Here is a 26755-nt window from a genome sequence, read left to right on the forward strand (position 1 = left end):
CGTAAAAGTTAGATTAGTGTCTAACTTTTACGGGGCAGTTCAACTTAAAGGTGTCTTTTATTTACTTAAATGAATTTAAAACCGTTTCTAATTTCATTCCTCGAGAACCTTTTAATAAGATTAATGATTTTTCATTTGCATGACGTTTTATATAATCTACAATCTGATCGTAATCATTCTCAGTATGCATTAAGTATTCGTTAGCAAATTTTTGTTTTAACTGTTCATATAGCCACTTCATTCTAGTGCCATATAAACAAACTCTTGAGATTGCTTCAGCATCAATGGCGTTTGCGATTTGCTCGTGAAATTTTTGCTCGTCATCACCTAACTCAAGCATGTCACCTAGCACTAACCATTTATCCTCACGCAACGAAGTCGATTGGACAAAATGGATAGCTGCCATCATAGAGGTAGGTGCAGCATTATAGGCATCATTGATAAATAATATTCCTTGTTCAGTAGGAACCAATTGCATACGCATATCTGTTAATGATACTTGTGATAGACCCTCGCGAATTTGCTCATTAGTTAAGCCAAGATTTTTCCCCAATAAAATGGCATTTAAGCTATTCTTCACTTGGTGCTTCCCTAAAACAGGAATAAAGAATTCTCCATTCACTTCACCTTGAACAGTAAAACGACTTCCTTTTTCAGTTGTTTCAATCGACGTTGCTACTAAGTCATTCGACGTATTGAAGCCAAAGCCTTTAGATGTAAGCTGTGCTTGTGAATTTACCAAATTTTGAAGTAGAGGCTCATCACCGTCAAAGAATAGGATGCCATCCTCGTTCAAGCCAAGGATAATCTCGAATTTTGCTTTTGCAATTCCTTCACGCGAACCAAGGTCCTGCATATGCGCTTCCCCGATATTAGTAATTACAGCAAAATGCGGCTTCGCAAGTTTTGTTAAAAATTCAATCTCACCAAAACCACTCATTCCCATTTCTAAAACCGCAATTTCAGTATCTTCATCAAGATTTAATATCGTAATAGGTACACCTAATTGATTATTAAAATTACCGATTGTTTTTTGTACTTTATAAAATGGCGTTAACATACTTGCTAAAATATCTTTAGACGACGTTTTTCCATTCGAGCCTGTTACACCAATAAATTTAGCTTGATGTTCATGACGATAAGCACGAGCCATTTCTTGCAAAGCAAGCTCTGCATCCTCAACAAATAAAACAGGCATATCTGTCGGAGGGTTTGGTTCATCTCTTAACCAAAGAGTGGCAGCTGCCCCTTTTTCAAAAGCCTGTGCAACATATTTATGTCCATTAACAGACTCACCGCGAAAAGGAATAAATAGATCTCCTTCTGAAATTGTTCTTGTATCAATGGAGACTCCCTTTATAATCGTATCAGAATAGCTTTGGCAATCAATATTTATCCAATTGGCAATTTCTTTTAATGTTCTTTTCATGTCAATTCACTCTAATCTCGGTTATATTGTAATTGTTGTTTTTCTGTATGACGTTCAATTGCAAGCTCAATTAAGCTATCAATTAATTGTGGATAGCTAACGCCAGTATGCTGCCATAATAACGGATACATGCTTACTGGTGTGAACCCAGGCATTGTATTCACTTCATTAATATAAACTTCATTATTTTCTGTTACAAAGAAATCGGAACGAACAATTCCTGAGCAATCTAAAATTTTAAATGCACGAACAGCCATATCCTTCATAGTGCTTTCCACTTCAGAAGAAATTTCAGCAGGAATAATAAGCGCCGTTGAACCATCTTTATATTTAGATTCATAATCATAAAACTCAGTCACTGGTTTGATTTCACCGGCTACAGATACTTTAGGGTCATCATTTCCTAATACACCCATTTCAATTTCACGTGCTGTAATACCTTGTTCAACGATTACTTTACGATCATATTGGAAAGCAAACTCGATTGCTTTGACTAACTCTTCTCTATTCATAGCCTTACTAATCCCAACACTTGAACCAAGATTAGCTGGTTTTACAAACATCGGCCACCCCAAATCGCATTCACATTTTTCGATAAGGTCCTCGGAGCCGTTATTCCATTCGTTTCGAATAAAGTGAACATAAGGAACCTGCTTTAAGCCCGCTACACTAAATAGCTGTTTCATCGTTACTTTATCCATACCAGCCGCTGAAGCCAATACGCCATTTCCTACATACGGGAAATTCAGCACCTCTAATAGTCCTTGCACTGTTCCATCTTCCCCATTTGTTCCGTGTAACAAAGGAAAAACTACATCAAATTGAGCCTGGGAATTATTATCTAAAATAAATTCTGTAATATTATTTGGTGATACTTCTTCGCTTTTAAATTGTAATTGTTCAATCGATTCAACTGGCTTTGTTAACTGAGGTCCTCTTAGCCATTGACCATCCAATGTTATGAAAATCGGATATACATCATATTTTTCATAATCAATAGCTTTTGAAACGGCTGTCGCTGTAGATAATGATACTTCATGCTCAGCAGACTTCCCTCCATATAATAAACCAACGCGCTTTTTCATTTTTTGACCCTCCAAATATTGAGTAGTTCTAGTTTAACACGAAAACTTAGTTCTTAGAAAACTAGGCTTATCGAAAAGACGTATAGCAAAACGCCTTAGTTGCACTTTGTATTTTTTTCTACCAACTAACACATGGTATTTAGTAAGCAAAAAAAGTGAAAAAACCCCCTGTCAAAAATGTGCTATGACAGAAAGTTTTAAGTGATTTTGATTAGTTCATCGTAGTTTTGTTTTATTATAATGTCTAAATCATCCCAAACCTCATCGGGATAATCATAGTCAGAAAGAGTACGTATTTCAACACCATAACAGTTATTTTGTTTCTCCATTTTGTACAGAGATAACAAGGCACCCTCTTTTATAAATGGTCGATATGCCTTTAATACTACCGGATCTAAAGTGGGAATCGTATCCTTTGATTTTCTACGCCAAAAACTACCGTTACCTTCTTTTTCTTTTATCAGCTGATTAAATAAATTAGTAACAAGATATTCCGAATCATTTAAATACCTATAATAAACCTTTGTTAACTTGTCATTTTCGGATGAATAGTACACATACCGATTTTGTAGCTTAGAATAAAACGGAGTATAGATAGGCTCTTTCTTATGACTCATGTAAAGTAGCTCTGCCTGTTCAATTGCAGTTAACTGATTAACATCCTTCTCACTTGCAAAATCAATCCAGCATAAATCACCATCAGCATCATCCATTTCCTTAACAAATTTCGGTAATTCATCAATGGGTATGAAGTCAAACTGCGTATGCATATTGAATGATCCGTCATCGTAGCCATGTTTTAATAATAATAAATTTGGTATTGGGTCGACTGAGCTAACAAACTGCTTTAACGTCAGGCCACTGTATATCACAAAATGATCAACATCATTCATATGTACAAACAAATGATGCATAAAATCATCCGCAGTTTTTTGTTTTCTTGCCATAGGCTCACTCCCCAATAATTCAATACAATAGTTATTATATGATGTAACTTATAAATTTGAAACATTTTCATTTCCATTTCGTCGTAACTTTACGCACTCCAAGTATTTATGAAAATAAGAGCAAAAAATTAGCTGTTTGTTAGAATAGCTTCAGCCAATATCTTACACCTTTTTAACATAGATACGATAGTCCCCTTTTATTCATTTCTATGTTAAAGTAAAATGTACAAGTTCGAAAATTTTTTCTAAAATCTTTAAGATTAATTAGGTGAAATAAAATGGAAAATAACCAAAACTTCGCAGGCCGTTTTGATTGGAAGCTTGCTTTAATTATTTTATTATTTCTTATCGTTAGTTTGTTAGCTATTTCTTCTGCACAGACAACTGGACAATATGCTTCAAACTTCGTATTGCAGCAATTAGTAAATTACGTGATTTTTGCCATCATTGTCGCATTTGTAATTTATTTCGATCCTGACCAATATAAGAAAATGGCATGGTATTTATATGGCTTCGGTATTGTATTATTGATTCTTTTAGCTGTTATTCCCGCATCAGAAAGTGGTCCTGTTATCGAGCGTAACGGGGCAAAAAGCTGGTTTTCAACGCCAATCGGAAGCATTCAGCCTTCTGAATTTATGAAAACCTTTTACATTCTTGCTATGGCATGGGTCATTAGTAAGCACCATGAAAAATATTTTATAAAAAGCATTAAATCAGACTTTATTTTATTAGGTAAAATCGCGATAACTTTACTTATTCCTTTAACATTTATCATGATGCAGCCGGACTTAGGTTCTTCCTTAGTATTCTTGGCAATTACTGCTGCATTAATCATTGTAGCAGGTGTCTCATGGAAAATTATTCTACCTGTATTCGCATCTGCCGTTGCTATAGGCGGCTCTTTACTTTGGATGGCTCTATATATGCAGGAATTCCTAGAGGATAAATTCGGCTTGCAGCCATATCAGTTTGCCCGTATCTACTCTTGGTTAGATCCATACTCTTATTCGTCTGGCTCTGGATATCATTTAATCACTTCATTAAATGCCATTGGGTCTGGTGAAATCTTTGGTAAAGGGTATTTAGACCGTGAAGTATATGTAGCAGAAAGTCATACAGATTTTATATTTACGGTAATTGGAGAAGAATGGGGCTTCATCGGAGCAAGCTTTGTAATATGTCTATACTTCCTGTTAATTTATCATTTAACAAAATTGACATTAACCTTAAAGGATCCTTTCTGTACGTACGTTTGTGCAGGAATAATAGCAATGATTACCTTCCACGTGTTCGAAAATATTGGAATGACGATTCAGCTTTTACCGATTACTGGTATTCCGCTACCATTTATAAGCTATGGCGGTAGTTCCCTAATGGGTAATGCCCTAGCAATCGGCTTAGTATTCAGTATGAAGTACCATTATAAATCATATATGTTTGCAAGTAATGATGACGACGAGTAACACTTTAAAATTATAAGCCTACCGAAAAAATCCCGACCATTTCTAGTCGGGATTTTCTTATGCTAATTCTCATTATTATTTTATACTTGTGGTGTTTGAGTTGGTGGTGTTAATACTTTTAGTAATTCAAGACGGGATTTTGTAATGGTTGCAGTAACACCTAATTTAGATAAATTTGAAACAATTTTCTTTAAGTCTACTTCCTTCGTCATGCTTATCCACCTAACCTTCTTTATATATTATAAATAACGTATTAACTGCCTAAAAGTTTCAAATTAAATAGCTCTAACTTAATAATTCTTATGTCTATAATAACATGCTTGCCTTGCCTAATATTTTTCAATTATGTTACAACTTTGAAAATGTCAACTAAATAGCATTTCATTTTATTAAATATCCAAGAAAAATTTGTTTCAATCTTTGCTACTAAAGGAATTATAACCTTTAATCAATCAAATCAAACATCAAAATAAAAAGTCACATTTTGTTCACATTTACTAATTTCTCCTAAATTTTTCTTTTCAATTTCTTACTTATTATTTAAAAATAAGGGTAACAATTATATAGATAATTAGATACAAAGATATTTCTAACTAATAAGTACATGAATATCTAAAGCATTGCGTATATTAAAGTGCTAATGCTTTCATGTTGTGCATTCATAATGCATTATGAAATTGCGAAGTCCGATAGTTTTTGGAGGTAAAAGAGTGCAAAGAGAAAATTCAAATTCAATCTACTTACCAAATGAACTAGAATATTTTCGAAACGAAATTGAGTCATCAGTAGTAAGCTCTTTATGGCTTACCCCTACCGATGGAACCCCCTCTTTAACCGAAAGCAAGCTTGCAGGATACCCCTATTTACCTAAGTCTCATTTGTGTCCAAAAGATACAAACAATGAATTTATGCCCTTATTGGCTCAAATAAATTTTGCACAATTACCTTCCAGCCCCCTTTTTCCTAATAAAGGGCTGTTACAATTTTTCATTTCGAATAAATTTAACCATCCGATTGAGGCAAAAGTGGAATTGCTCTTTCAACAAGATTTCAAAATTCGTTACTTTCCAGAAGTTTTAAACGAAGACCAATTGAAAATAAGTTTTTCTTATTTGAATATTAACAGCGATTCTACAATCCAAAAGGAAATGAAGCTAGATTTTTACGGAAAACTTGAGCCAGTTTCTGTATTTGATTATAGAAGAGAACATCTCTTGCAAGCTTCACAATTTGGACGTGAAGTTATAAGTGATGATGGAAGAACCTTTGAGGATATCTATTTTGAAAACTTTCTTGCTGCCGAACACAAATTAGGTGGCTATCCATATTTTATTGAATATGATACAAGAAAGGATTCAACATTCCTAAAAAAATTCGATACTTTGTTATTGCAAATCGTTTCGAATGACGAGCAAGGGATTATGTATGGTGATTCTGGTATTTTAAAATTTTTCATCAATCAGCAAGCTCTTAAAGACTTAGATTTTTCGTCTGTTTACTTTATCGCTGAACAGTTCTGATTTTAGCTGCAATACTACAATTCATTCACTTGTTAAGCTATAATTATTTTATAAAAAATAAAGTAGGTGCAGTTATATGAGTATTTTCTTCAATACCATATCTGTTATTCCGATTATTCTCATATTAAATATCGTTCTTGCTATTATGGTGATCTTTTTAGAAAGAAAAGACCCTTCCGCAACATGGGCTTGGACACTTGTACTTTTCTTTCTGCCGCTAGCCGGATTCATATTATATTTGTTGCTTGGTCGACCAATGCGTAAAAAGCATTTGTTTCGCTGGGAGGGACAAAAAGATATTGGGATTGATAAACTAATCTCTTATCAAATCGAGGCCCTTGAAGAAAATTCACTGGATTTCAGGTTCGATGAGGTTGGAAAATATAAAAGTTTGATTCACATGAACTTAAAAACAAGCGACTCTGTTCTGACGCAAGATAACGATGTTCAGCTTTACGATGATGGGGCTAAAAAATTCGAGGACTTACTTGAGGATATTGAGAGTGCAAAAGATCATATCCATGTACAATACTACATCTTCAAATTAGATAATTTAGGAAAACGTATTTATACAGCTCTTTTAAAGAAGGCACAGCAAGGTGTAAAGGTTCGGATTCTTTATGATGAAATGGGTTCACGAGGCTTGAGGAAGAGGCATTTCAAGTCTCTCCTTAAACTTGGAGGAGAGATAGAGGTCTTCTTCCCTTCTATTTTCCCCCTTATCAATCCTCGATTAAACTTTAGAAATCACCGTAAAATTGTCATTATTGACGGACGCATCGGTTATATCGGCGGGTTTAATGTTGGAGACGAATATTTAGGATTAAATAAAAAATTTGGCTATTGGCGAGATACCCATTTACGTATTGAAGGGAGTTCTGTTCACCCTCTTCAAACTCGCTTTTTACTCGATTGGAACCAAGCAAGCGATAATAATATTATCTATTCTGAACGCTACTTCCCTGCAATTCCGAAAAAGGGCGATATTGCTGTTCAAATCGTTTCAAGTGGGCCTGATACAGAATTTCCTGCCATCAAAAATGGGTATTTGAAATTACTTATGAGCGCAAAGCGTTATATTTACATCCAAACTCCTTATTTCATACCTGATAATAGCTTTTTAAACGCTATTGAAATCGCTGCACTTTCAGGAATTGATGTACGCATTATGATTCCTAACAAACCTGACCATATGTTTGTTTACTGGGCTACCTATTCTTATGTTGGCCAGTTATTACGTGCTGGAGCTAAAATTTTCATTTATGAAAAAGGATTTATCCATGCTAAATCAATTGTTATTGACGATGAAGCTTCAACAGTGGGCACAGCTAACATTGATGTACGAAGCTTTAGTTTGAATTTTGAAGTGAATGCTTTTATTTACGATCGGACACTTTCCCATCAACTAGCAGAAATTTTCGAAAAGGATATATTAGATTGCACAGAGCTAACGCTTGAAAAATATGAGAATCGGGCAGGTATCATTAAATTTAAAGAATCTATTTCTCGATTATTAACACCAATTCTATAATCTACTCGCTCTAATAAAAAAGGATGACGCATTTAATCGTCATCCTTTTTTCTATTCAACACCTAAGTATTCTTCTAGTGTGACACCTGATTCTTTCACTTTCGTGGCAACATCGACACCTAAATATCGGAAATGCCAAGATTCATACATATATCCTGTAATGGCTTCTTTCCCTTGTGGATATCGGAGGATAAAGCCGTATTTGTGTGCATTTTCAACTAGCCATTTCCCAGCTTCTGTTTCACCAAATTCTTCAGTTAACCATAAATCCTCTTCCCCTTTTTCACCGATATCAAAAGCTAATCCAGTCTGATGCTCAGAGTATCCAGGTCTTGCACTATAGCGATCTGCGTTATCTTGCCCATCGCGACTTACATAATTATTATAAAGTGTATCTTGATATTCAAAAGAACGATAAGTACTAAATGCTACAAGATCAAAACCAGAAACCTTAGCATCTGTTGCCATTTGTTCAAAGGCTTTACGCGCCTCTTCACTTTCCCCTGGAGCAAAAGTACTTGGTAACGGATACTTTTTATTTGCTAATAGAACCCCCTCAACAAATGTAGGCTCTGTTGGCAATTGTTGCCCCTCAATATAACCGTTATTTGTAATAGGCTGTTCTGTTTCGGCCTGTTGGTCTTCTGTATTAGGTGTTTTTGCTTCATCTGTAGGCTTTATATTATCCTCTTCAATTTTAGTAGTATCTTCTTGGTTTGCATTTTGTTCATTTACATCTTCAACCGGAGCTGGTTCAACTGTTTGGAGGTTAAAGTTACTTTGATTGAAATAGTAAAACACCCCAATAGCCGCAGCTATAATAACTACTACACTAGCACTAATCCATATGTATTTCTTTTTGCTATTATTCTTATTACCGAAAGTTGTAGTTCTTTTCATAATCGTATAAGCCTCTTTCCGTATACAATGCTTTAATTTTAGCACTGTTTTCCCCGTTTGACTGTATTATTTTTCTTAAAAATTCTAGTCACCTATTGCGAGCATTATAATCTTTAGATAACGTATTTAAATTACCGTAGATAACAAAAAGCCGAGGCATATGACCCCGACTTTTTAGATTATTTTTTATCTAAAGAAACTGTTTCCGTTCCTGCTTCTGGCACAGGCTTTGCTGGATGATCAGTGAAATACTTTCTTCCAATATACGTTTGAAGAATTAGCAGTATACCACTTACCGACCAATATAAAGGCAGTGCAGCCATAGATGTGAATGAGATAAACACGATCATAATTGGCGAGATATAAATCATTAACTTCATTTGAGCCTTTTGAGCTTCAGGAACGGTCCAAAGTGACACTTTCGCTTGTACAAAGTATACGATACCAGCAATTATTGTCATTAAGATATCAGGTGATCCTAAATTGAACCATAAAAACTCATGTGATTTTACATCATCAGAGTAAAGTATTGCAAAATATAATCCCATAATGATTGGCATTTGGATAACTATTGGTAAGCAACCCATATTTAAAGGATTGATTCCATTTGTACGATATAAGCTTAGCATTTCCTGTTGAATTGCCATTTGTTCTTCTTTTGTTTGAGCAGCCTTTAATCGTTCTTGGATCTCGTCCATTTTCGGTTTTACAACATCCATTTTGGATTTCATTGCCGATTGTGAACGGTAATTTTTTAACATGAACGGCATTAAGATTAAACGAACGCCAATTGTGATTGCGATAATTGCTAAACCGTAACTTCCGTTAAACAAATCATTACCTAAGAATTCTAATAACCAGTTCATCGGTTTAACAAACGTACTATAAAAGAAGCCTTCCTGATTTTCAACAGCTTGACACCCTGTTAACACGAACAGCATAAGGCCTAGCATTGAAAAAAGTTTCAGTTTTTTCATTTTTCCACCTACTATTTTATTTAGCTAAATTGAAGTATACAGTAATAACTTTATGAATATCAAATACGAGGTCATATAATAGGAAACTATATTAATGACAAGAATAAGGTTATTAGAAAAATACAACTCGACCAATTTTGGTCGAGTTGATGACGCATCATAGTATAAGCATTTCACTATTTACCAAAAAATCTGCATGCTGCATCAACTTTGCATTATACGTTTTCATACTCAACTTCCGGAATTTCAAAGCGGTAGAATTCATGATGTAGCTCATCACGGAAATGCTTCGGTGTTACACCTGTATATTTTTTAAATATTCTTGTGAAGTAGCTTTGGTTACAAAAATGGAATTGATCAGATATTGACGTAATACTTTTATTTGTATGACGAAGATAATATTGTGATTCTTCTACTCTTCTAACATTTAGATACTCTACTAATGTTATGCCAACATGCTCTCTAAATATTCTAGATAAATGGCTAGTACTTATATGAAATTTTTGAGCAATTCTTTCTACTGTTAAATCATTTTCAAGCTCATCATTTATGTACATAATTACCTTATTTACTGTTTGGTGTCTAAAGGTTGGCTGTTTTCGATCTGCTATAAAGTAAACGTAAAAATCAACTAAATCATCAGCAAATTGCAAGAACTCTGCATCTTTCATATTGTTTTCTATCATATCCGCACAGGCAAGATTAAAAGCAAATGCCTTTTTTGAAGGTACTTGATTATCTAAAAGCTTGCGAGCAACAATTGATGAAAGGATTACAAAATAATTTCTTACCACTTTGATTACTTGTTTTCCGAATCTGATTGATAAAATATCTATTATTTCGTGCAAAGATTTTTTTGCTTTTGCCGACTCTAAGTGAAAGATTTCAAATAACAGCTTAGATTCAATATTATAAAAATCTTCAATCCCGTTATATTGATTTATACTATCAATCTCTTGAAAGTACCTTTTAGAAATTGTTTCAGATATTGAATGTGGAAATAGCTGCATAAATTACCCCATCTTTCTTCAGAATACAATTGCAATATTGTTATATTCTACAACAATACACATCGACTACTGTAATATAACCTAAATTAATTAAAGAATATAGTTTTTTTAATAGATTTTTCTATGAAATAACTGACTTAATGAGTATTTTTTGCTAAAAATTTAGCTTAAATTATTCTACTAATAAGAATAAAGAATTAATTATGTATGACTAAAGTGAATATTACCATAATTTCGCATATTTTCAAACTCTATTTTATACATATAGGAAAGTTTAACAGTTTGTCTTATTAACCTAAGGACTTTTTATCATTTTAGCTCGAACAAAGCTAAGTTTTCTAATAAAGAATGGCAAATTTCAGCATACTTTCTATATAAATTCTAAATACTAAGGATACATGAAACCTGCACTTTCCTATTAGTATACGGTACGCTATTTTTATTGGAAACAATAAAAAGTGACAAAAATAAGAATGTATTTTTTATATTTGCAGAAAATTAGCGTGCTTGCCGGTAATCTTCTCTATTTTATTTATTACAAACTGTAGTAAAATAGATGTTATATGATATAAAATGTATACAAAATGAGGTGTCTTAAATTGGAACCAAAGCAAATAGAAGAAATCATGGAGATTATTAAAGATTTCTTTCCGGAGAATACGTCGATTGCAATATCGGATACAAATGAATATTTATATTATCAGCCTAGTAAAAAGGTAGATTTAAAAATTAAGCCAGGCGATCCTATAAAAGATGGCTCTGCAGCACACAAAGCACTATCCTATGGTCAAAAAATTAATACATACATCGAGTCTGATGTATTTGGAGTTCCTTACTATGGGATGAGTATTCCTCTTATAGAAGAAGGAGAAACAAAAGGTGCTATTACAGCAATCTTCCCTCAAAAGCCGTCACCATTTTTAACAAACTACATTACCATTAAAATTGATGATTGTTGGTACCCTATCAAACACGACCAAGTAATTTATCTTGAAACACAATTACGAAAAACTTTTGTTAAAACAATGGGACGCGAAGGATATCACCGTTTAAATTTAAGTGATTTAGAGTTATTCTTAGCACCTGATTCATTTATTCGCTGTCACCGCTCTTACATTGTGAACATTGACTATATTGATGAAATTCAACCAGATTCACATTCAACTTTCCTACTTATTATGAAGGATGGTACAAGAATTCCGGTGAGTCAGCGTTATGCTAGCTATTTCCGCCGTTCTCTAGGCTTCTAATAACAGTTTTTTAATTTATGGGCTTTTATTAGCACAGCTTTAAATTATTTTAATATAAGATTATAAACTTTTTATTATATCGACCTTTGCACATTGTGCAAAGGTCATTTGTATATTTATACACCGTCTAATTTCTCTTTTTTCTCTTACGGGTTTCTATATCAATCGAAATATCTATATTTTTCTCGAAAAAACATTTTTTAAGCACTTTCATGCGTTTTATGGAGATTTTGTGACATTTCAATGCTATTATACATTATACAAGTTGAAATTTATTTCAACTAAGTTAATAGAAAATAACAAACAGTTTTCTCTTTACTTTCTAATATAGGGGAGGATTTTTTTTATGGATCCACGTGTTGAAAAACGTTTAGGTTTGAAAGAATTATTAAATAAAGTAGTTTCTGCAGAACAAGCTGCTGCACTTATTAATGATGGTGATGTAGTTGGTATGAGTGGTTTCACTCGCGCTGGTGATGCGAAAGTTGTCCCAATGGCGTTAGTTGAACGTGCAAAAAATGAAAAATTCAAAATTGATGTATATACTGGTGCTTCTCTTGGACCAGAAGTGGATAACTTCTTAGCTGGAGCTGGAGTTATTCGCAAGCGCGGACCTTTCCAAGGCGATAAAGGTATCCGTACTCAAATTAACACTGGTGACATTCTATATGTAGATGCTCATCTTTCTCACAACGCTGAATTAGTTCGCCAAGGTATTATCGGACCAATCAAGCATTTAATTTTAGAAGCTGCTGCAATTACTGAAGATGGTTTAATCATTCCAACAACTTCAGTAGGTAACTCACCAATTTTTGCTGAGTATGCAGAAAACATTATTATCGAGCTAAATATTGCTCATCCAGAGAGCTTAATCGGTATTCACGATATTTATGTACCAGGACCACAAGGAGAGCGTGAAGCAATCCCAATGACTGATGCTGTTAAACGTATTGGTGATATCGGTATAAAAGTTGATCCTGCTAAAATTAAAGCAATCGTTATTTCTGAAGAGCCAGATGCTCCTTCACTAATCGTACCACCAGATGAAGAAACTCAAGATATGGCAAACATTTTATTAGACTTCTTCCGCAACGAAATTAAAGAAGGTCGCTTAACTAACAAATTAATGCCACTTCAATCAGGTGTAGGTTCTGTAGCAAATGCTGTATTAGACGGATTTGCCAACTCAGAATTTGAAGATTTAGTTGTTGCATCTGAAGTACTTCAAGATGCTGTATTCAATTTAATCGATGCTGGTAAAGTAAGCTTCGCTGCTGCTACTTCAATTACAATTTCTGAAGAGCTTCAGAAAAAAGTTTACGGAAACCTTGAAAAATATGCGGACAAATTAGTTTTACGTCCACAAGAAATTTCTAACCACCCAGAAGTTATCCGTCGACTCGGCTTAATTTCTATCAACACTGCTTTAGAGTTAGATATTTATGGAAATGTTAACTCAACGCATGTTAGTGGAACTAGTATGATGAACGGTATCGGTGGTTCAGGAGATTTCGCACGTAATGCTCGACTAGGTATTTTCGTAACTAAGTCTTATGCTAAAGGTGGCGCTATTTCATCAATCGTACCAATGGTATCTCACGTAGACCATACTGAGCATGATGTGGATGTTATCGTTACTGAACAAGGTATTGCTGACTTACGTGGCCTAGCTCCAAAAGAACGTGTACCTTTAATCATTGAAAACTGTGCACACCCAGATTTCAAAGAGCAATTATGGGATTACTACAACCGCGCAGTTGAAGCAACAAACAATGCTCAAACTCCTCACATTTTAGAGGAAGCTCTTTCTTGGCATGTAAACCTTGCTAAAAACAAAACAATGAAAAAAGAAATTACAAAAGCTTAATTGCATTTAAAGGGTAGCTTCACTTATGTGAGGCTACCCTTTTTTTAATATAAAAGCTTTCCACTCTAACTTTACATATACCAAAATTTACATTAATGTTATAATATCTTAAAAATTGTTAATATTTTGTTAATTTTAGAAAATAACCTATTTACAATTAATACGTTAATTGAGGAAAAGAGTTGATATTATTGACTGTTATCAAAAAACATTGGCTTCTTATTTTATTAGTAGTGTTATTCCTTCTAGCACCAGCTATAGAAATTATTCTCTTTCAATATTTATATTCAAGAGATTTAGCCGTTGTACTTCAATGGCTAGGGAATAATAAATTCTGGGTAATCTTCTTTACTTATCTACTAATTTTGTCGGTCCAATTATTGATTTATAGTGTTTTCAATAATATTTCCATCTCTTTGTCCATTACATTCATAGTTTTCACCTTGATGAATGTAGTCAATTATTATAAGCTCCAAATATTAAATGAACCTCTATACCCTTGGGATTTATTCTTATACGAACAACTAGTAGACTTACTTCCCTTAGTAGCGAAGGTTGTAGATTTAAAATACCTATTTTTATTAATTATTTTAATAGCTCTGTTAGTTCTATTCTGTAAATTTATGCCTAACTATAAAGCCAAGTGGATACCAAGAGTCATTTTGCTTATTTGTTCTTTACTAGTCATAGTCGGCTTTACACTGAATGACAAAGCTCCAACTAAGCAAGTATTTGCAAAGTATGGAATCAGCAATGCCCTTTCTACCCCTAAAACTAATGTAACGATAAATGGCTTAATCTTATCTTTTGTTTTATACATGCCTGATGTGTTTATCGAAAAACCAAAGGGCTATTCAGAAAAAGCCATTAAAGAAATTGCAGATTCTATCGATATAGATGTAAATCCTGTAAACAATATAAAGCCCAATGTAATTATTGTTATGAGTGAATCTCTTTTTGATATTACTAAACTCAAATCAGTTGAATTTAATAAAGATCCACTTCCTACCATTCGTCACTATATGAACAGTACACTTCTATCCCCTACTTTTGGCGGTGGGACTTCAAGTGTAGAATTCGAGGCATTAACAGGTCTATCGAATGTATTTTTACCTAGTGGCTCTAGTGCTTATCAGCAATACATCAAGAAAGAAACACCCTCTATGGCTAGTGTTTTTGAAAATATAGGATACTATCCATTTGCTCTACACACATATCACGGCTGGTATTGGAACCGAGAAAATGTCTATGATTTATTAGGATTTGACGATTTCATATCAGGTGAGGATTTAGCAGACTCACCTATTAAAGGCCAATATATCGGAGATGCAACCATTACTAATGAAATCATCAGTAAAGTTGAGGAGAAAGAAGAGCCAATTTTTGTATATGCTGTGACTATGCAAAACCATAGTCCTTATGTTACGGATCTATATGAAGAAAATTCTATAATAGTGGAAAATGAATTCTCTGACAGTACCAAAGGGATGATTGAAACCTATGCAACCGGCATCTCTGACTCAGATTATGAATTAAGTCGAATGATTGATTATTTTAACAATAGCAAGGAGCCCACTCTTATTGTTCTGTTTGGAGATCATCTCCCTTCACTAGGTACAGAAATGGCTGTATACAACGAAACCGGCTACCTTAATAAAGAAAGCTCGTTCTTGGAAGGACAGTACCTTACGAGGCAGACACCATTATTAGTTTGGAGAAATTTTGGACATTCGATTGAAATACCAGAACTATTAAGCCCTGCGTTTCTATCTCCTTTTATCTTTGAAAATGCTGGTTTAGAAATGCCAAAATATTATCAGTTCTTAAAAAATTATGCTACACAATTACCCGGCTATATTAATTCAGTGAAGGTTGATAAAAACGGTGAATTATTTAGTGAAACCCCTGCCGATATGCGAGAATTGGAAGAAATGTATGAGATGATACAATACGATTTACTATTCGGCAAACAATACTCAAAAAAATACCTTTTCGATTAAAAGAAAAAACGACAACCAAAATAGTTGTCGTTTTTTCTATTTTAATGAACCTGCTTTTGATCGCTTTCATTGTAATAGGCTAGAGCGGTTTGTCCTCCACCTTCAGAGATAAAGTTGTTTTCTCGGATTTTTGTAGATGTAGGGCCTGCTGCTGTTTCTGCAATTTCTTTTAATGAGTTATATTTATTATTTGTATGCGAACCAAAGAATTGTGCCTTCATGTCTTTTAAAAATTTAACCGTATAATCACGATTTTTCTTTTTACTTAAAAATGAAGCTGCACCAGCGACTAATGCTGTCATTACAACACCTTTTCCTTTAAGCTTTGCCATCATTATCCCCTCCATAAAAGTGTTATAGTTTATATTTCCCTAAAATAGCTCATTTAAACTTTATTTTCTTGTTTAGATTCTATCAAAATGTGGAAAGAATAAAATTCAAAGCTCAAAAATGAATAATTTTGGATTTGATGAATATCTAATATTAATAGTTAAAAGTTTATTTACCAATATTCAAACTAGTGTACGCTCCTAAGATATAGTTTAAAACCAAAATATAATTTAAGGAGGAAATATTGCTGATGAATAACAAAGAAATTACTTATGATTGGAAAGAGGTCACTTCACTTATTGTTGCCTCAACACTTCTAACTACATTTATTTATGGATTTACTTTTTTTTATTAAATTGCCCCTTTTAAATAAGCTTAATCGTTATAAAATGCGATTAAGCTTATTTTTGTTTTTACTTTTATCTGTACAAAAAAGTACCTAATTGTAGTAAAGCTACAATTAGGTACTCATTTTTTATTATGCTTTAATATCATTATAAGCTTCACTTTTTTCAAATGCAGACACTACATATGAGCAGATAGCATTCATCCTCAAATCATTCTCTCTAGCATAATCAGCTGCTCTGTCTAGCAATTTTTTTGCTACCCCTTGACCTCGCAACGCATTTGAAACATAGGTATGGTTCATATCCATAATATGATTATTCTCTACCCATTCAATTTCAGCTAGTTTTTCCCCTTCTTGTACATACTCAAACGCAAAATGTTTTGGACTTTTTTCAATTAGTTTAAAATCCATGTTCATCCCTCCCATTTGCTAAAAATATATCATAGTTAGGTAACTAATGGTAATGATTCGCTTATTCAAACACAAATTCCCTCATACTTAATACTACTTAAACCACGATGAAACTGTATCAATTAACTTATTAAAGAAGTCCTTCACACCGTTCCAGAAGCCTTCATCTTGAAGTAGCTCTCCATATTTATCTTGAAATGTTGTTGCTAAATCAGATAATTGGTCTGATAGCTTTGAAAAGTCAATATCAAGCTGACTAATACGATTCATTAGGTCCACTAATATTTGACGATCTTGCTCACTTAATTCAATATTTAACTTTGCTAATTGATCTACAACGATTTGTTCTACCTCTTCTTTTGTAGCAGGATTTAACTCAGCAATTTGTTGTTTAATCCCTGTTAATAATTCTGCGATTTGTTCATCACTTATATTCGCATTTTCGGCAATTTGAGTTGCTACAGAAAGCTCCTCATTCGCTACATCTGTACGTTCTGTATCTAATGTTTCACCTGTTTTTACCTCGTAAGCTTTGTATATACCAACAAGTGCAGAGTGACCAGTTACAGCTTTGGGTGCAGCAATTTCCACTGTTGCATCTTCAATTCCCGCCGTTAGCATTGCATTAGCATACATTTCAGATGTTACTTGAGTAATGTTATCTGGTGTAACAATACTAATGATAAGTCCTTTTCCTTTTTCTTCACGAGTGATTTTTGCAGAAGAATACATTCTCGAACTTGGGTTACTAGCACTAATATATTTAACTAAATCCTCACCAGAAACTGTGATTTCATCTACCTCTGGATCCTTGTCTACTTGTAGCGCATCTTTTACAACTGCTTTTTCTTCCTCGGATAAATTTGCTCCGTAAACGACAATTGGTACTCCTAATTTTTCATTTATAGCATTTTGGCTATTATTATCAGCAGCCAAGGCACTCATTGGCATAATAATTGAAACTATAAATAACCATGCTGTGATAATCGATAAATACTTTTGTTTCATCCCAAGCATCCCCTTTTTATGTTTTTCAACAATTAGTACGTAAAAAAAAGTAAAAGGTTCCAATCCGTCCTTCTCTTGATTTCAAATTGTAAACATTAGCTTTATGAACAAAGTAAGCTGTGACACAATATTAATGACTGGCCACAGCTTATTCTTATTCTCTATAAAATTTCTGTCCAACCATCTTGTTGCTTAACCTTACCGGCCTTCATCAACGTCCCTAGCGCTCTTTTAAAGGCACCTTTACTCATATGGAACATTTCAGTTATTTCTTCTGGTGCAGACTTGTCACCAAATGGCATTTTCCCACCAACGCTTTGTAAGTATGCAAATACCGCCTCGGCATCTTGTCCTAGTCTTTCATGCTTTCGAGGAAGTAAAGAGCCGTTTAATGATGAATCTTCTTTTACCGCGATAACTCGTACTTCTACTTCTTCACCAAGTCTTGGCTCAGCTTCCATTTCGGTATTATGAACAAAAATTCGATATGGTTCTTCCGTTCCAAGTAAGAAAGCTCCTACAGGTAATAAACGGTAAGGGCGTGCCTTGATATTTTTGTTATGCATTTCTTCATAGGCGCCTTCATATATTTCGTTCACCTTTTCTTCTGTTACTAAACGGCCAAATAAATCCCCATTGCGATCTGTACGTAATGTTAAATAGAGATGGTCTCCAACCTCTGGCCATACACTTTCTAATGGAGGTAAATCCTCTTCTTTTACTAAAACTTCTCGAGATGAACCGATGTCAACAAATGCTCCCTCTTTCGTTACCTTGATAACTCGAGCCCAGCCATAATCACCCTGTAGGATCGCTGGAATAGCTGTTGTTGCTTGTAAATTGCCACGACGATCTGCATATAAGAAAACCTTTACTCGTTCGCCTGCCACTAGAGGCGTTAATATATCAGAACTATTTAAAGGGATTTCTACATGACCATCTGTTAATATCCACTTTGACCCTTGCTCCTCTAATACTGTTAACTCAACAACTTGACCTGATTGTAATTCGCTCAATTTTGTTTTTCCTTTCCACTTTTAAATCCTGAAGTGTTTTATTGTTCTTTCATTGCTTCTAATCTTTTAACTAGTTGTGTATCTTCTTCTAGCAATTGGACTAGGTCAGCTATTCGATCGATTGAATTCCAGCTTAAATGGTGTTCGATTCCTTCAACATCCTCATATATACGTTCCTCATCTACGCCAATTAGCCTTAAAAACTGCTCAAGTAATTCATGTCTTTTAACAAGACGTTTACCTAGTTTTTCACCCTTTGATGTTAATGTAAGTCCTCTATATTTTTCGTATATTAAATATCCGTCTTTATCTAATTTTTGCACCATTTTTGTTACTGAGGAAGGAAGAACAGATAATGCTTCAGCTATGTCCGACACCCTCGCATATCCTTTATTTTCGATTAACAAATAAATTTGCTCGATATGATCCTCCATACTAGGTGTTGGCATAACAAGTCTCCTCACTTTCAAAATATCAGTTTAATTTTACTACAACACTCCCTAAAAAGGTAACTTAAAACAATAAGCAGGGGGGTTATCTTGTATTTAAATTAAACTTGAAGAAAAATGTCCAAAAAGTCTTTGAAGGACTAATTGGACATTTTAGATTGTATGGTTAGGTTTTTTTCCAACTGTATGGATTGCTACGATTATTTTTTTATTTATTAACTCGATATGCTCGGGTGTTTTTAATGTAAGATACGCTTCTTCTCTAGCAGCACTAGTTGATACATAATAAGTCGGCAAATGATTTAAAGCATCTGCCGAAATATTCATTTGACAGAAATCACAATCGCAAAATGTTTGATAGTCAGGGCTATGTAACAAAAACCTTACAAGACCCTGCACAATTTCTTCTGTTACATTTAATAATATTGGCTTTGACAAAGATTTCGCCTACCTACATATATTTTTATAAATCAAGCTCTATTTCCAATAGTATCGGGCAATGATCGCTCCCTAATACATGTCCATGAATATCTGTTTTAAGAACCTGATCCACTAGTCGATTTGAAATGATGAAGTAATCGATTCTCCAACCAATGTTACGTTCACGTACTTTACTCATATAAGACCACCAAGTGAATGCATCTTCTCTTTTAGGGTTAAAATAGCGGAACGAATCCGTAAACCCGGATTGAAGTAACTCTGTCATTTTACCCCGTTCTTCAAAAGTAAAACCCGAATTTCCAATATTCGATTTTGCATTTTTCAAATCCTTTTCTTCGTGGGCAACATTTAAATCTCCACAATAAATAACAGGCTTTTTAGTATCCAATTCCTTTAAATACTGAGAAAGCCTATCTTCCCAATCAAGACGTTTTGGTAATCTAGCTAAATCGCGTTGAGAGTTAGGTGTATATACATTTACTATATAGAATGTGTTATATTCCAATGTAATAATACGTCCTTCTGATTCACTTTCTTCTTCTCCAACACCATAGCTAACTGTTATTGGTTCATGCTTTGTAAAAATTGCAGTCCCCGAGTAGCCCTTTTTCTCAGCATAATTCCAATATTGATGATACCCCTCAAACGGTAATTCAATTTGTCCATCCTGACATTTCGACTCTTGAATACAGAAAAAATCTGCATCGACCTCATTAAAATATTCGTTAAAGCCTTTTTTTACACAGGCACGGATGCCATTAACATTCCATGATATAAATTTCATTTACAAACCTCACTATGTATATGTTCTAATATGTTTTTGAATGAAGTAAAGCGCCTTCCAACATTGAGAGGCGCCTTCATAATCTTAATTTGTTACATCTTCACCAACAATTTTCACTTCTAATTCTAGCTCTACATCAAAATTCTCTTTAACGGTACGTTTAACCATCTCAATTGTCTCAATATAGTCAGTTGCAGTTGCATTTCCTTTGTTAATAATAAATCCTGCATGCTTTGTTGATACTTCCGCACCGCCAACGCCTTTACCTTGCAAGCCACTATCTTGAATTAATTTGCCTGCAAAGTATCCTGGTGGTCGTTTAAACACACTACCTGCTGATGGGTATTCTAAAGGCTGCTTGGATTCTCGTTTATATGTTAAATCAGCAACTAATTCATCAATCTCTTTTTGGTCTCCCTTTTTAAGCTGGAAGTTTGAAGATAATACAAAATACTCTTTTTTTGCAATAATACTTTTTCGATAGCTAAGCTCTAGTTCTTCTTTAGAGAGAACAATTCGTTCGCCTTCTTTAGTTAAAACCGTACAGTCTATAATGATATCTTTAATCTCTCCGCCATATGCTCCGGCGTTCATAGCCATAGCTCCACCAACTGAGCCAGGTATACCGCATGCAAATTCGAAGCCTGTTAAGCTATTTACTGCTGCTAGTCTAGATACTTCTTTAATGAGTGCACCGCTTTGTGCATAGATTTTCTCGTCGTCTATACGGATTTCATCGAGCTTAGTAAATGAAATAACAATTCCACGTACACCGCCATCACGCACAACCATGTTAGAACCATTCCCTAACATTAATAGAGGAACCTCATTTTGGTGTGCATATTTTACAATTGCCGCTGCTTCTTCTTCTGTTTCAGGTAGGACAAATACATCTGCACTGCCCCCAAGTTTAGTCATTGTATATGTTTTTAAAGATTCATTGGTCTTAATATTACTAGGATTAACTATTTGAGCTAACTCTTCTGCCCATCGCTTAATTGTCATAAAAGCAAATTTCCTTTCTACTACATACTCTTTTTTAGTATGGGTAATTAAAAGCTTTTTGACAAGTGATACATGACCTTATTTTCTTCAACATTGTGACCATTTCTCAACTTCATGTAGCACTCTTCTCCAGCGATTCTCCTATCTCTTTAAAAAGAGCATTGACCACGAACAGGTATTTGGTTTGGACTTTCCTTTCCCCAACCTTAACTAAAGCAGTACAATATACTTATAAAGTTCCGAATGAAATTAGTATATGCCCATACCAGGATTAATGTACCATTCTATATTTTGATATAAATGGTAAGCGCAGCTTTACATACAAAGGTTATTAGTAATACATCAGCAGCCAAGGCTATTTCACTTCAAGATTTTATGAAGTTACTTATGATTCTATTCATTTTAGTAAAATGAAAAATCCCCAGCCTTTTAGTAGGCGGGGGATTTCAAAAGATTACACATTTACAGTAGCTAATTTTTGTGCTGAAGCTCTTACGCGTTCAATACCTTCAGAAATAATTTCTTGGGCATTGCCTGGATCTGCATTATGTCCCTCAATGATTACTTCATCAAGCAATGTCATTCCTGCAACTCCACCAAATACGTTTTTAATGTAGTTAACTGACATTTCCATCGGTTGTGCTTCAGGAGAAGAATAGAAACCTCCGCGAGCATTTAATACTACAAATTTTTTGTCTGTTAATAACTGAATCATTTGTCCATCCGTAGAATATTTAAACATAAATCCTGCCGAGTAAACATAATCGATGAACGTTTGTAATTTTGCTGGAATTGTCAAGTTCCAAAGTGGGAAAGCAAGCACCACTACATCAGCTGCAGTTACTGCATCCATCGCTTTTTGTTTTGCTGCTAATAGATTAGATTCAACTTCCGTCAATGCCTCGCCTGCCTGCAATTTACCAAAAGCATCAAATAATTCTTGTCCAAAATATGGTGTATCCTCTTTAAATAAATCGTAAATTGTTAAATCTACACCCTCTACTTTTTTTGCTTCTTCTATATATGCTTCGTACATCTTAGTTGAAACGCCATCTGGGCGGTTATTTGCTTTGATTACTAATACATTTGTCATAATAAAAAACTCCTTTAATCTTATTCTTTATCTAAAAATAAAGATCTAGGAATAATGTTAAAGGAGTTGAATTGCTATTTCAAGATAATTTATCTCATACTTTTGAATGATATTATATTACAGAACTATAATAATTAGAAGAAAATGTAACTTCTATATATCACATTGCCCATCGGTGCAAATAATTCCATTTTCCCCAACCATTTTTAATTTCGGCTTTAAACCTGCTTCTTCTGCAGCCTTTGAAATTGCTTGGTCGAATATAGCTTTTGGCTGAGCACCCGAAATCCCATATTTGTTGTCAATGACAAAGAATGGAACACCACGAACACCCAAGCTTTGTGCTTTTTCGATGTCATTTTCTACTTCATCGCTATATTGGTTACTTTCTAGCACTTCACGTGCCTCTGCAAGATTAAGTCCTACTTCTTCAATCAGGCCTAGTAATACATCCGGTTTACCAATTGCGCCACCCTCTAAAAAGTATGACTGTAAAAGTCTCTCACTTAAGTCCGAGCCTTTCCCTTTTGTTTCGGCCCATTTTGCTAATCGATGCGCCGCAGTTGTATTTGCTTCCTTCATAATATCGAAATTGTAATCTAAACCAACTTCTTTTGCACGCTCGCTCACATTTTTCGTCATCTCTTTAGCTTGCTCTTCTGATATATTAAATTTTTGACTTAAGCTAGCATAAACGGATCTGTTTGTATCAACAGGTGTAGTAGGGTCAAGTAAAAAACTCTTTAACTCTACCTCTATCTGCCCTTCATACCCAGAATCCTTAATTGATCGCTCTAATTCACGTTTTCCTATATAACAAAATGGACAAACATAATCTGACCATACTTCTACTTTCACTATGCAACTCCTCCTCTTTCCTTCATTTTAAGTGTGAAATAATTTTCCCACAATCAAAGTGCTCATTGAATATAGTTATTGATTTTTTCCAATACTTTATGAAAATGACCAATTTCACCATAATAGTAAAATTTGTTGCCTTATATTATTCGTTTCAAGCTTTTCTTTGTACAAATATAAATAAACTGGAGGCAAGTATGCAAAATTCTCTATGGTTAAAAAATGTTGAAGCACCTATATTACCTACTTTATCGGCTTCAATAAATTGTGATGTATGTGTTGTTGGGGGCGGATTGTCCGGAATTTACACGGCATATCTCCTTGCAAAAAAAGGAGTTAATGTTGTTTTACTCGAGGCTAAGCCAGCTTTTGCTTTTGGCACGACTGGACATTCTACTGGTAAACTAACGCCTCAGCATGGAGTTATTTTTTCGAAGCTAATAAAATACTTTTCTACTGAGGAGGTCTTTACCTATTATGAGGCAAATAAAAATGCAATCGATTCCGCATTAGAGGTTGCTTCAGAGGATACCTTTGAACGAGTGGATTCTTATTTATATGCTACAACGGCTTCCGGTAAGCAAACGATTGATAAAGAGTTATATGCCTATAACGAGTTAAATATCCCAGGTGTTGAAACAACAGAAACAGAGCTACCGTTCGATGTAACCTCTGCACTTAAAATGGAGAACACGGCACAAATTCATCCAACTAAGTTTGCCACCCATTTTTTAAATCTGGCAATAGAGAACGGTGCTTCAGTCTATGCAAATAGTCGCGTAACAAAGATTGAAATTGATGAGAAGTTCGTATTAACCGACAACGATTCGAAGGTTTCCTTCAAAAAATTAGTGTTATGCACGCACTACCCAATCGAGTCTATCAAAGGACTAATTACAACAAAGCTTTCAATCGACCGTTCCTATTTAATGGCCTCTAAAACTACCGATTTACTAAAGGGGCAGTACCTGTCAGTTGAAAGCTCTTCACATACTGTCCGGACTGCATTAATTGGCGATACCCCTTACCTTATTTACGGGGGCGGTAGTCACACTGCGGGAGAGGTTGAAGATACAGAGGTCTATTACGAAACATTAAAGGAGGAGATGGAGACTACCTTTAATTTATCGGAGCCCCCTTTCCTTTGGAGTGCGCAAGACCCTAATACTCCAGATTTAGTTCCTTATATTGGGCAGATTTCCGAGGACACTCCCGACCTTTATATTGCAACTGGCTACAGAAAATGGGGACTTTCAAACTCCCTTGTTGCAGGAGAAATATTATCGAGTTTAATCACCCACGAAAATCACAAAGCAGCAAAACTATATAGTCCAACACGGGATCAATTTGGCAAGAATCTCTTAAAAGGGTTAAGTACCATTGGCTTTGTCACAGCCAATTTAGCAGAAGGCTATTTAACAAGAATGGAAGCTCCAAAATGTACACATCTAGGCTGTAAAACGCGTTGGAATAAAGGGGACGAAACTTGGGACTGCCCATGCCATGGTTCCCGCTTTGATAAGGAAGGGAACGTAATTGAAGGTCCAGCCGTTTACCCGTTGAAGCTTAAGAAATAACAGTGAAAATGATTTGGAGGTGTCAGGGGACTTATTTGATTGATGAAATGCACTTGGGAAAAGTTTTACTTGGCGATGCAATTCATTTGGTTGGTGAAACTCGTTGAGATGCTGGGTTGCTTGCATAATGCTGTTCATTTGTTCGATGAAATGCATTCCAGTTCTATTCCGCTCCCACTATGCTGTTCATTCCCTTGATGAAATTTCTAATAAAAAAGGTTGACCACAAAAGTTATTTTCCAACGACTTTTGGGTCAACCTTTTATTTTTATAGTCCTTCAGTTAATACAGGAACGATTTGTTTTTTACGAGATACAACACCTGGTAAATCTACTAAATCGTTTACTAATTCTTTTCCGAAGCTTTTTGCAGCAGCTTCAGCAACTTTCCCTACTACTACAGCTGTTGAATTGTTGTTTAGAATGTCTGTTACAACAAAGAAGAATAGACTTAAATCATTTTCTTCAATGTTTTTATTTAATAAGCTAACTAATTCATCTTTACGGTTTAATACGTCATTTACGTCTACTGCATTTACCTGAGCGATAACGGCTTTTGCTTCACCAAAAGTAAACTCTTTTCCATCTAGTGAAAGTAGATCTTCTAACGACTTATCTGAAAGGTCAGCACCTGCTTTTAACATAGCTAAACCGTATTCATCTACATTAACGCCCGCGATTTCAGCTAGTTCTTTTCCAGCTTGTACATCTTGCTCTGTGCAAGTTGGTGATTTGAATAATAAAGTATCTGAAACGATTGCAGAAAGCATTAGCCCTGCAATATTAGATGGTACTTCAACATTATTTTCTTTAAAGATTTTATTTATGATTGTTGCAGTACAACCAACTGGTTCAGCACGATAGTATAATGGATCTGATGTTTCAAAGTTTGCGATACGGTGGTGGTCAATTACCTCCGTCACTTTTACTTCTTCGATGCCATCAGCAGATTGCTGACGCTCGTTATGGTCCACTAAAATTACTTCACTTGCTTCGCCTGCCACATTACTGATTAAACGAGGTGAATCGAAACCGAATTTCTCTAATGCATATAATGTTTCATTATTTACCTCACCTAATCTTACTGCCTCTGCATCAACACCTAGCTGTTGTTTTAAATATGCATAAACAATTGCTGATGTGATTGTGTCTGTATCTGGATTTTTGTGTCCGAAAACTAATACTTTGCTCATTAAATGTGGCCTCCCATTAATCCTAAAGTTCAATTATTTCGAGTTTATTTTATCACACAATATTGTGAATAGAAAAATGAAGTTGATTATTATTCTAGTTTTTCCCACTTATTGACTTGGCGCTATTTTCGGAGCTGGACGAGCCCATTTCACTTGGGCCCACACGATGTGGGTCAGTCAGCCTTTGCTGCACGATGCAGCGTTCTTTGGCTGACTTCCTCTGTAAAAAAGCGCATTCGTAAATGCCCCCGCAATTTACG

The 26755-nt window shown here is 34.7% G+C and carries 25 protein-coding genes; 7 read left to right on the top strand and 18 right to left on the bottom strand.

The genetic code is table 11. The features are described 5' to 3' along the window. Positions 1–61: 61 nt before the first annotated feature. The 3 genes from murF to LG296_RS17575 all read right to left on the bottom strand — a co-directional run bounded on the left by murF (position 62) and on the right by LG296_RS17575 (position 3461). Positions 62–1429 (bottom strand): UDP-N-acetylmuramoyl-tripeptide--D-alanyl-D-alanine ligase, encoded by a 1368-nt coding sequence (gene murF, locus LG296_RS17565; protein ID WP_107934786.1) that lies wholly within the window; start codon positions 1427–1429, stop codon positions 62–64. An 11-nt stretch (positions 1430–1440) separates the two neighbouring features. After that, positions 1441–2514 carry a D-alanine--D-alanine ligase gene (locus LG296_RS17570; protein WP_107934785.1) on the bottom strand — a complete coding sequence of 358 codons (1074 nt, stop codon included), beginning with the start codon at positions 2512–2514 and terminating at the stop codon, positions 1441–1443. 197 nt (positions 2515–2711) lie between these two features. Next, positions 2712–3461 (bottom strand): hypothetical protein, encoded by a 750-nt coding sequence (locus LG296_RS17575; protein ID WP_107934784.1) that lies wholly within the window; start codon positions 3459–3461, stop codon positions 2712–2714. Positions 3462–3739: 278 nt separating this feature from the next. On the opposite strand from LG296_RS17575, the gene LG296_RS17580 reads away from it, so the two are divergent. Continuing rightward, positions 3740–4927: an FtsW/RodA/SpoVE family cell cycle protein gene (locus LG296_RS17580; RefSeq protein ID WP_107934783.1), complete on the top strand. Its 1188-nt coding sequence runs from the start codon at positions 3740–3742 to the stop codon at positions 4925–4927. Positions 4928–5007: 80 nt separating this feature from the next. On the opposite strand, the gene LG296_RS17585 is transcribed toward LG296_RS17580, so the two are convergent. Then, positions 5008–5139 (bottom strand): Lmo0850 family protein, encoded by a 132-nt coding sequence (locus LG296_RS17585; protein ID WP_248283773.1) that lies wholly within the window; start codon positions 5137–5139, stop codon positions 5008–5010. 498 nt (positions 5140–5637) lie between these two features. On the opposite strand from LG296_RS17585, the gene LG296_RS17590 reads away from it, so the two are divergent. Together LG296_RS17590 and cls are read left to right on the top strand one after the other, a co-directional pair. Then, positions 5638–6447 (top strand): YwqG family protein, encoded by an 810-nt coding sequence (locus LG296_RS17590; RefSeq protein ID WP_193768057.1) that lies wholly within the window; start codon positions 5638–5640, stop codon positions 6445–6447. A 76-nt stretch (positions 6448–6523) separates the two neighbouring features. Beyond that, positions 6524–7978, top strand: coding sequence for a cardiolipin synthase (gene cls, locus LG296_RS17595; protein ID WP_107934781.1), 1455 nt, complete (start codon positions 6524–6526; stop codon positions 7976–7978). A gap of 51 nt (positions 7979–8029) precedes the next feature. Here cls and LG296_RS17600 read toward each other — a convergent pair whose 3' ends face one another. The 3 genes from LG296_RS17600 to LG296_RS17610 form a co-directional block, all read right to left on the bottom strand. Beyond that, complete coding sequence (locus LG296_RS17600) at positions 8030–8878, bottom strand: D-alanyl-D-alanine carboxypeptidase family protein (protein ID WP_107934780.1); 849 nt, start codon at positions 8876–8878, stop codon at positions 8030–8032. 179 nt (positions 8879–9057) lie between these two features. Beyond that, a complete protein-coding gene (gene yidC / locus LG296_RS17605) occupies positions 9058–9855 on the bottom strand; it encodes a membrane protein insertase YidC (RefSeq protein WP_107934779.1) in 798 nt (265 codons plus the stop codon). 215 nt (positions 9856–10070) lie between these two features. Beyond that, complete coding sequence (locus tag LG296_RS17610; protein WP_107934778.1) at positions 10071–10865, bottom strand: helix-turn-helix transcriptional regulator; 795 nt, start codon at positions 10863–10865, stop codon at positions 10071–10073. Between the two features lie 599 nt (positions 10866–11464). Here LG296_RS17610 and LG296_RS17615 point away from each other — a divergent pair. The 3 genes from LG296_RS17615 to LG296_RS17625 all read left to right on the top strand — a co-directional run bounded on the left by LG296_RS17615 (position 11465) and on the right by LG296_RS17625 (position 15982). Next, complete coding sequence (locus tag LG296_RS17615) at positions 11465–12115, top strand: LytTR family DNA-binding domain-containing protein (RefSeq protein WP_107934777.1); 651 nt, start codon at positions 11465–11467, stop codon at positions 12113–12115. A gap of 346 nt (positions 12116–12461) precedes the next feature. Next, positions 12462–13982, top strand: coding sequence for a succinate CoA transferase (locus LG296_RS17620; protein WP_107934776.1), 1521 nt, complete (start codon positions 12462–12464; stop codon positions 13980–13982). Positions 13983–14173: 191 nt separating this feature from the next. Then, the gene (locus tag LG296_RS17625) at positions 14174–15982 is read left to right on the top strand and encodes an LTA synthase family protein (protein ID WP_107934775.1); all 1809 of its coding nucleotides are present in this window, start codon (positions 14174–14176) and stop codon (positions 15980–15982) included. 41 nt (positions 15983–16023) lie between these two features. Here LG296_RS17625 and LG296_RS17630 read toward each other — a convergent pair whose 3' ends face one another. The 10 genes from LG296_RS17630 to LG296_RS17675 all read right to left on the bottom strand — a co-directional run bounded on the left by LG296_RS17630 (position 16024) and on the right by LG296_RS17675 (position 23726). After that, on the bottom strand, positions 16024–16314 hold the full coding sequence (locus LG296_RS17630; protein WP_181417998.1) for a hypothetical protein: 291 nt from the start codon (positions 16312–16314) through the stop codon (positions 16024–16026). Positions 16315–16790: 476 nt separating this feature from the next. Next, positions 16791–17072 carry a GNAT family N-acetyltransferase gene (locus LG296_RS17635; protein WP_107934774.1) on the bottom strand — a complete coding sequence of 94 codons (282 nt, stop codon included), beginning with the start codon at positions 17070–17072 and terminating at the stop codon, positions 16791–16793. Between the two features lie 93 nt (positions 17073–17165). Continuing rightward, on the bottom strand, positions 17166–18080 hold the full coding sequence (locus LG296_RS17640) for a DUF1002 domain-containing protein (protein WP_107934797.1): 915 nt from the start codon (positions 18078–18080) through the stop codon (positions 17166–17168). Between the two features lie 161 nt (positions 18081–18241). Continuing rightward, complete coding sequence (locus LG296_RS17645) at positions 18242–19096, bottom strand: S1 RNA-binding domain-containing protein (protein ID WP_107934773.1); 855 nt, start codon at positions 19094–19096, stop codon at positions 18242–18244. 38 nt (positions 19097–19134) lie between these two features. Continuing rightward, the gene (gene mntR / locus LG296_RS17650; protein ID WP_107934772.1) at positions 19135–19545 is read right to left on the bottom strand and encodes a transcriptional regulator MntR; all 411 of its coding nucleotides are present in this window, start codon (positions 19543–19545) and stop codon (positions 19135–19137) included. 153 nt (positions 19546–19698) lie between these two features. Next, positions 19699–19983, bottom strand: coding sequence for a late competence development ComFB family protein (locus tag LG296_RS17655; RefSeq protein WP_107934771.1), 285 nt, complete (start codon positions 19981–19983; stop codon positions 19699–19701). 25 nt (positions 19984–20008) lie between these two features. Then, positions 20009–20770 (bottom strand): exodeoxyribonuclease III, encoded by a 762-nt coding sequence (locus tag LG296_RS17660; RefSeq protein WP_107934770.1) that lies wholly within the window; start codon positions 20768–20770, stop codon positions 20009–20011. An 84-nt stretch (positions 20771–20854) separates the two neighbouring features. Beyond that, entirely contained in the window at positions 20855–21775 is a 921-nt protein-coding gene (gene murB / locus LG296_RS17665; RefSeq protein WP_107934769.1) for a UDP-N-acetylmuramate dehydrogenase, read from the bottom strand. Between the two features lie 454 nt (positions 21776–22229). Beyond that, positions 22230–22868: an FMN-dependent NADH-azoreductase gene (locus tag LG296_RS17670; protein WP_107934768.1), complete on the bottom strand. Its 639-nt coding sequence runs from the start codon at positions 22866–22868 to the stop codon at positions 22230–22232. 153 nt (positions 22869–23021) lie between these two features. Further along, positions 23022–23726 (bottom strand): DsbA family protein, encoded by a 705-nt coding sequence (locus tag LG296_RS17675; RefSeq protein WP_107934767.1) that lies wholly within the window; start codon positions 23724–23726, stop codon positions 23022–23024. A 197-nt stretch (positions 23727–23923) separates the two neighbouring features. Here LG296_RS17675 and LG296_RS17680 point away from each other — a divergent pair, with 197 nt between their 5' ends. Beyond that, entirely contained in the window at positions 23924–25303 is a 1380-nt protein-coding gene (locus LG296_RS17680; RefSeq protein WP_107934766.1) for an FAD-dependent oxidoreductase, read from the top strand. Positions 25304–25571: 268 nt separating this feature from the next. Here LG296_RS17680 and LG296_RS17685 read toward each other — a convergent pair whose 3' ends face one another. Beyond that, a complete protein-coding gene (locus LG296_RS17685) occupies positions 25572–26495 on the bottom strand; it encodes a manganese-dependent inorganic pyrophosphatase (RefSeq protein WP_107934765.1) in 924 nt (307 codons plus the stop codon). Between the last annotated feature and the right edge of the window lie 260 nt (positions 26496–26755).

The sequence above is a fragment of the Ureibacillus chungkukjangi genome (assembly GCF_044795995.1).
Classification (GTDB): Bacteria; Bacillota; Bacilli; order Bacillales_A; family Planococcaceae; genus Ureibacillus; species Ureibacillus chungkukjangi.

Bases quoted from the DNA above. Each gene is read 5' to 3' on its own strand.
- murF (WP_107934786.1), bottom strand. From the start codon at position 1,429: ATGAAAAGAACATTAAAAGAAATTGCCAATTGGATAAATATTGATTGC.
- LG296_RS17570 (WP_107934785.1), bottom strand. From the start codon at position 2,514: ATGAAAAAGCGCGTTGGTTTATTATATGGAGGGAAGTCTGCTGAGCAT.
- LG296_RS17575 (WP_107934784.1), bottom strand. From the start codon at position 3,461: ATGGCAAGAAAACAAAAAACTGCGGATGATTTTATGCATCATTTGTTT.
- LG296_RS17580 (WP_107934783.1), top strand. From the start codon at position 3,740: ATGGAAAATAACCAAAACTTCGCAGGCCGTTTTGATTGGAAGCTTGCT.
- LG296_RS17585 (WP_248283773.1), bottom strand. From the start codon at position 5,139: ATGACGAAGGAAGTAGACTTAAAGAAAATTGTTTCAAATTTATCTAAA.
- cls (WP_107934781.1), top strand. From the start codon at position 6,524: ATGAGTATTTTCTTCAATACCATATCTGTTATTCCGATTATTCTCATA.
- LG296_RS17600 (WP_107934780.1), bottom strand. From the start codon at position 8,878: ATGAAAAGAACTACAACTTTCGGTAATAAGAATAATAGCAAAAAGAAA.
- yidC (WP_107934779.1), bottom strand. From the start codon at position 9,855: ATGAAAAAACTGAAACTTTTTTCAATGCTAGGCCTTATGCTGTTCGTG.
- LG296_RS17610 (WP_107934778.1), bottom strand. From the start codon at position 10,865: ATGCAGCTATTTCCACATTCAATATCTGAAACAATTTCTAAAAGGTAC.
- LG296_RS17620 (WP_107934776.1), top strand. From the start codon at position 12,462: ATGGATCCACGTGTTGAAAAACGTTTAGGTTTGAAAGAATTATTAAAT.
- LG296_RS17630 (WP_181417998.1), bottom strand. From the start codon at position 16,314: ATGGCAAAGCTTAAAGGAAAAGGTGTTGTAATGACAGCATTAGTCGCT.
- LG296_RS17635 (WP_107934774.1), bottom strand. From the start codon at position 17,072: ATGGATTTTAAACTAATTGAAAAAAGTCCAAAACATTTTGCGTTTGAG.
- LG296_RS17640 (WP_107934797.1), bottom strand. From the start codon at position 18,080: ATGAAACAAAAGTATTTATCGATTATCACAGCATGGTTATTTATAGTT.
- mntR (WP_107934772.1), bottom strand. From the start codon at position 19,545: ATGCCAACACCTAGTATGGAGGATCATATCGAGCAAATTTATTTGTTA.
- LG296_RS17660 (WP_107934770.1), bottom strand. From the start codon at position 20,770: ATGAAATTTATATCATGGAATGTTAATGGCATCCGTGCCTGTGTAAAA.
- murB (WP_107934769.1), bottom strand. From the start codon at position 21,775: ATGACAATTAAGCGATGGGCAGAAGAGTTAGCTCAAATAGTTAATCCT.
- LG296_RS17670 (WP_107934768.1), bottom strand. From the start codon at position 22,868: ATGACAAATGTATTAGTAATCAAAGCAAATAACCGCCCAGATGGCGTT.
- LG296_RS17680 (WP_107934766.1), top strand. From the start codon at position 23,924: ATGCAAAATTCTCTATGGTTAAAAAATGTTGAAGCACCTATATTACCT.
- LG296_RS17685 (WP_107934765.1), bottom strand. From the start codon at position 26,495: ATGAGCAAAGTATTAGTTTTCGGACACAAAAATCCAGATACAGACACA.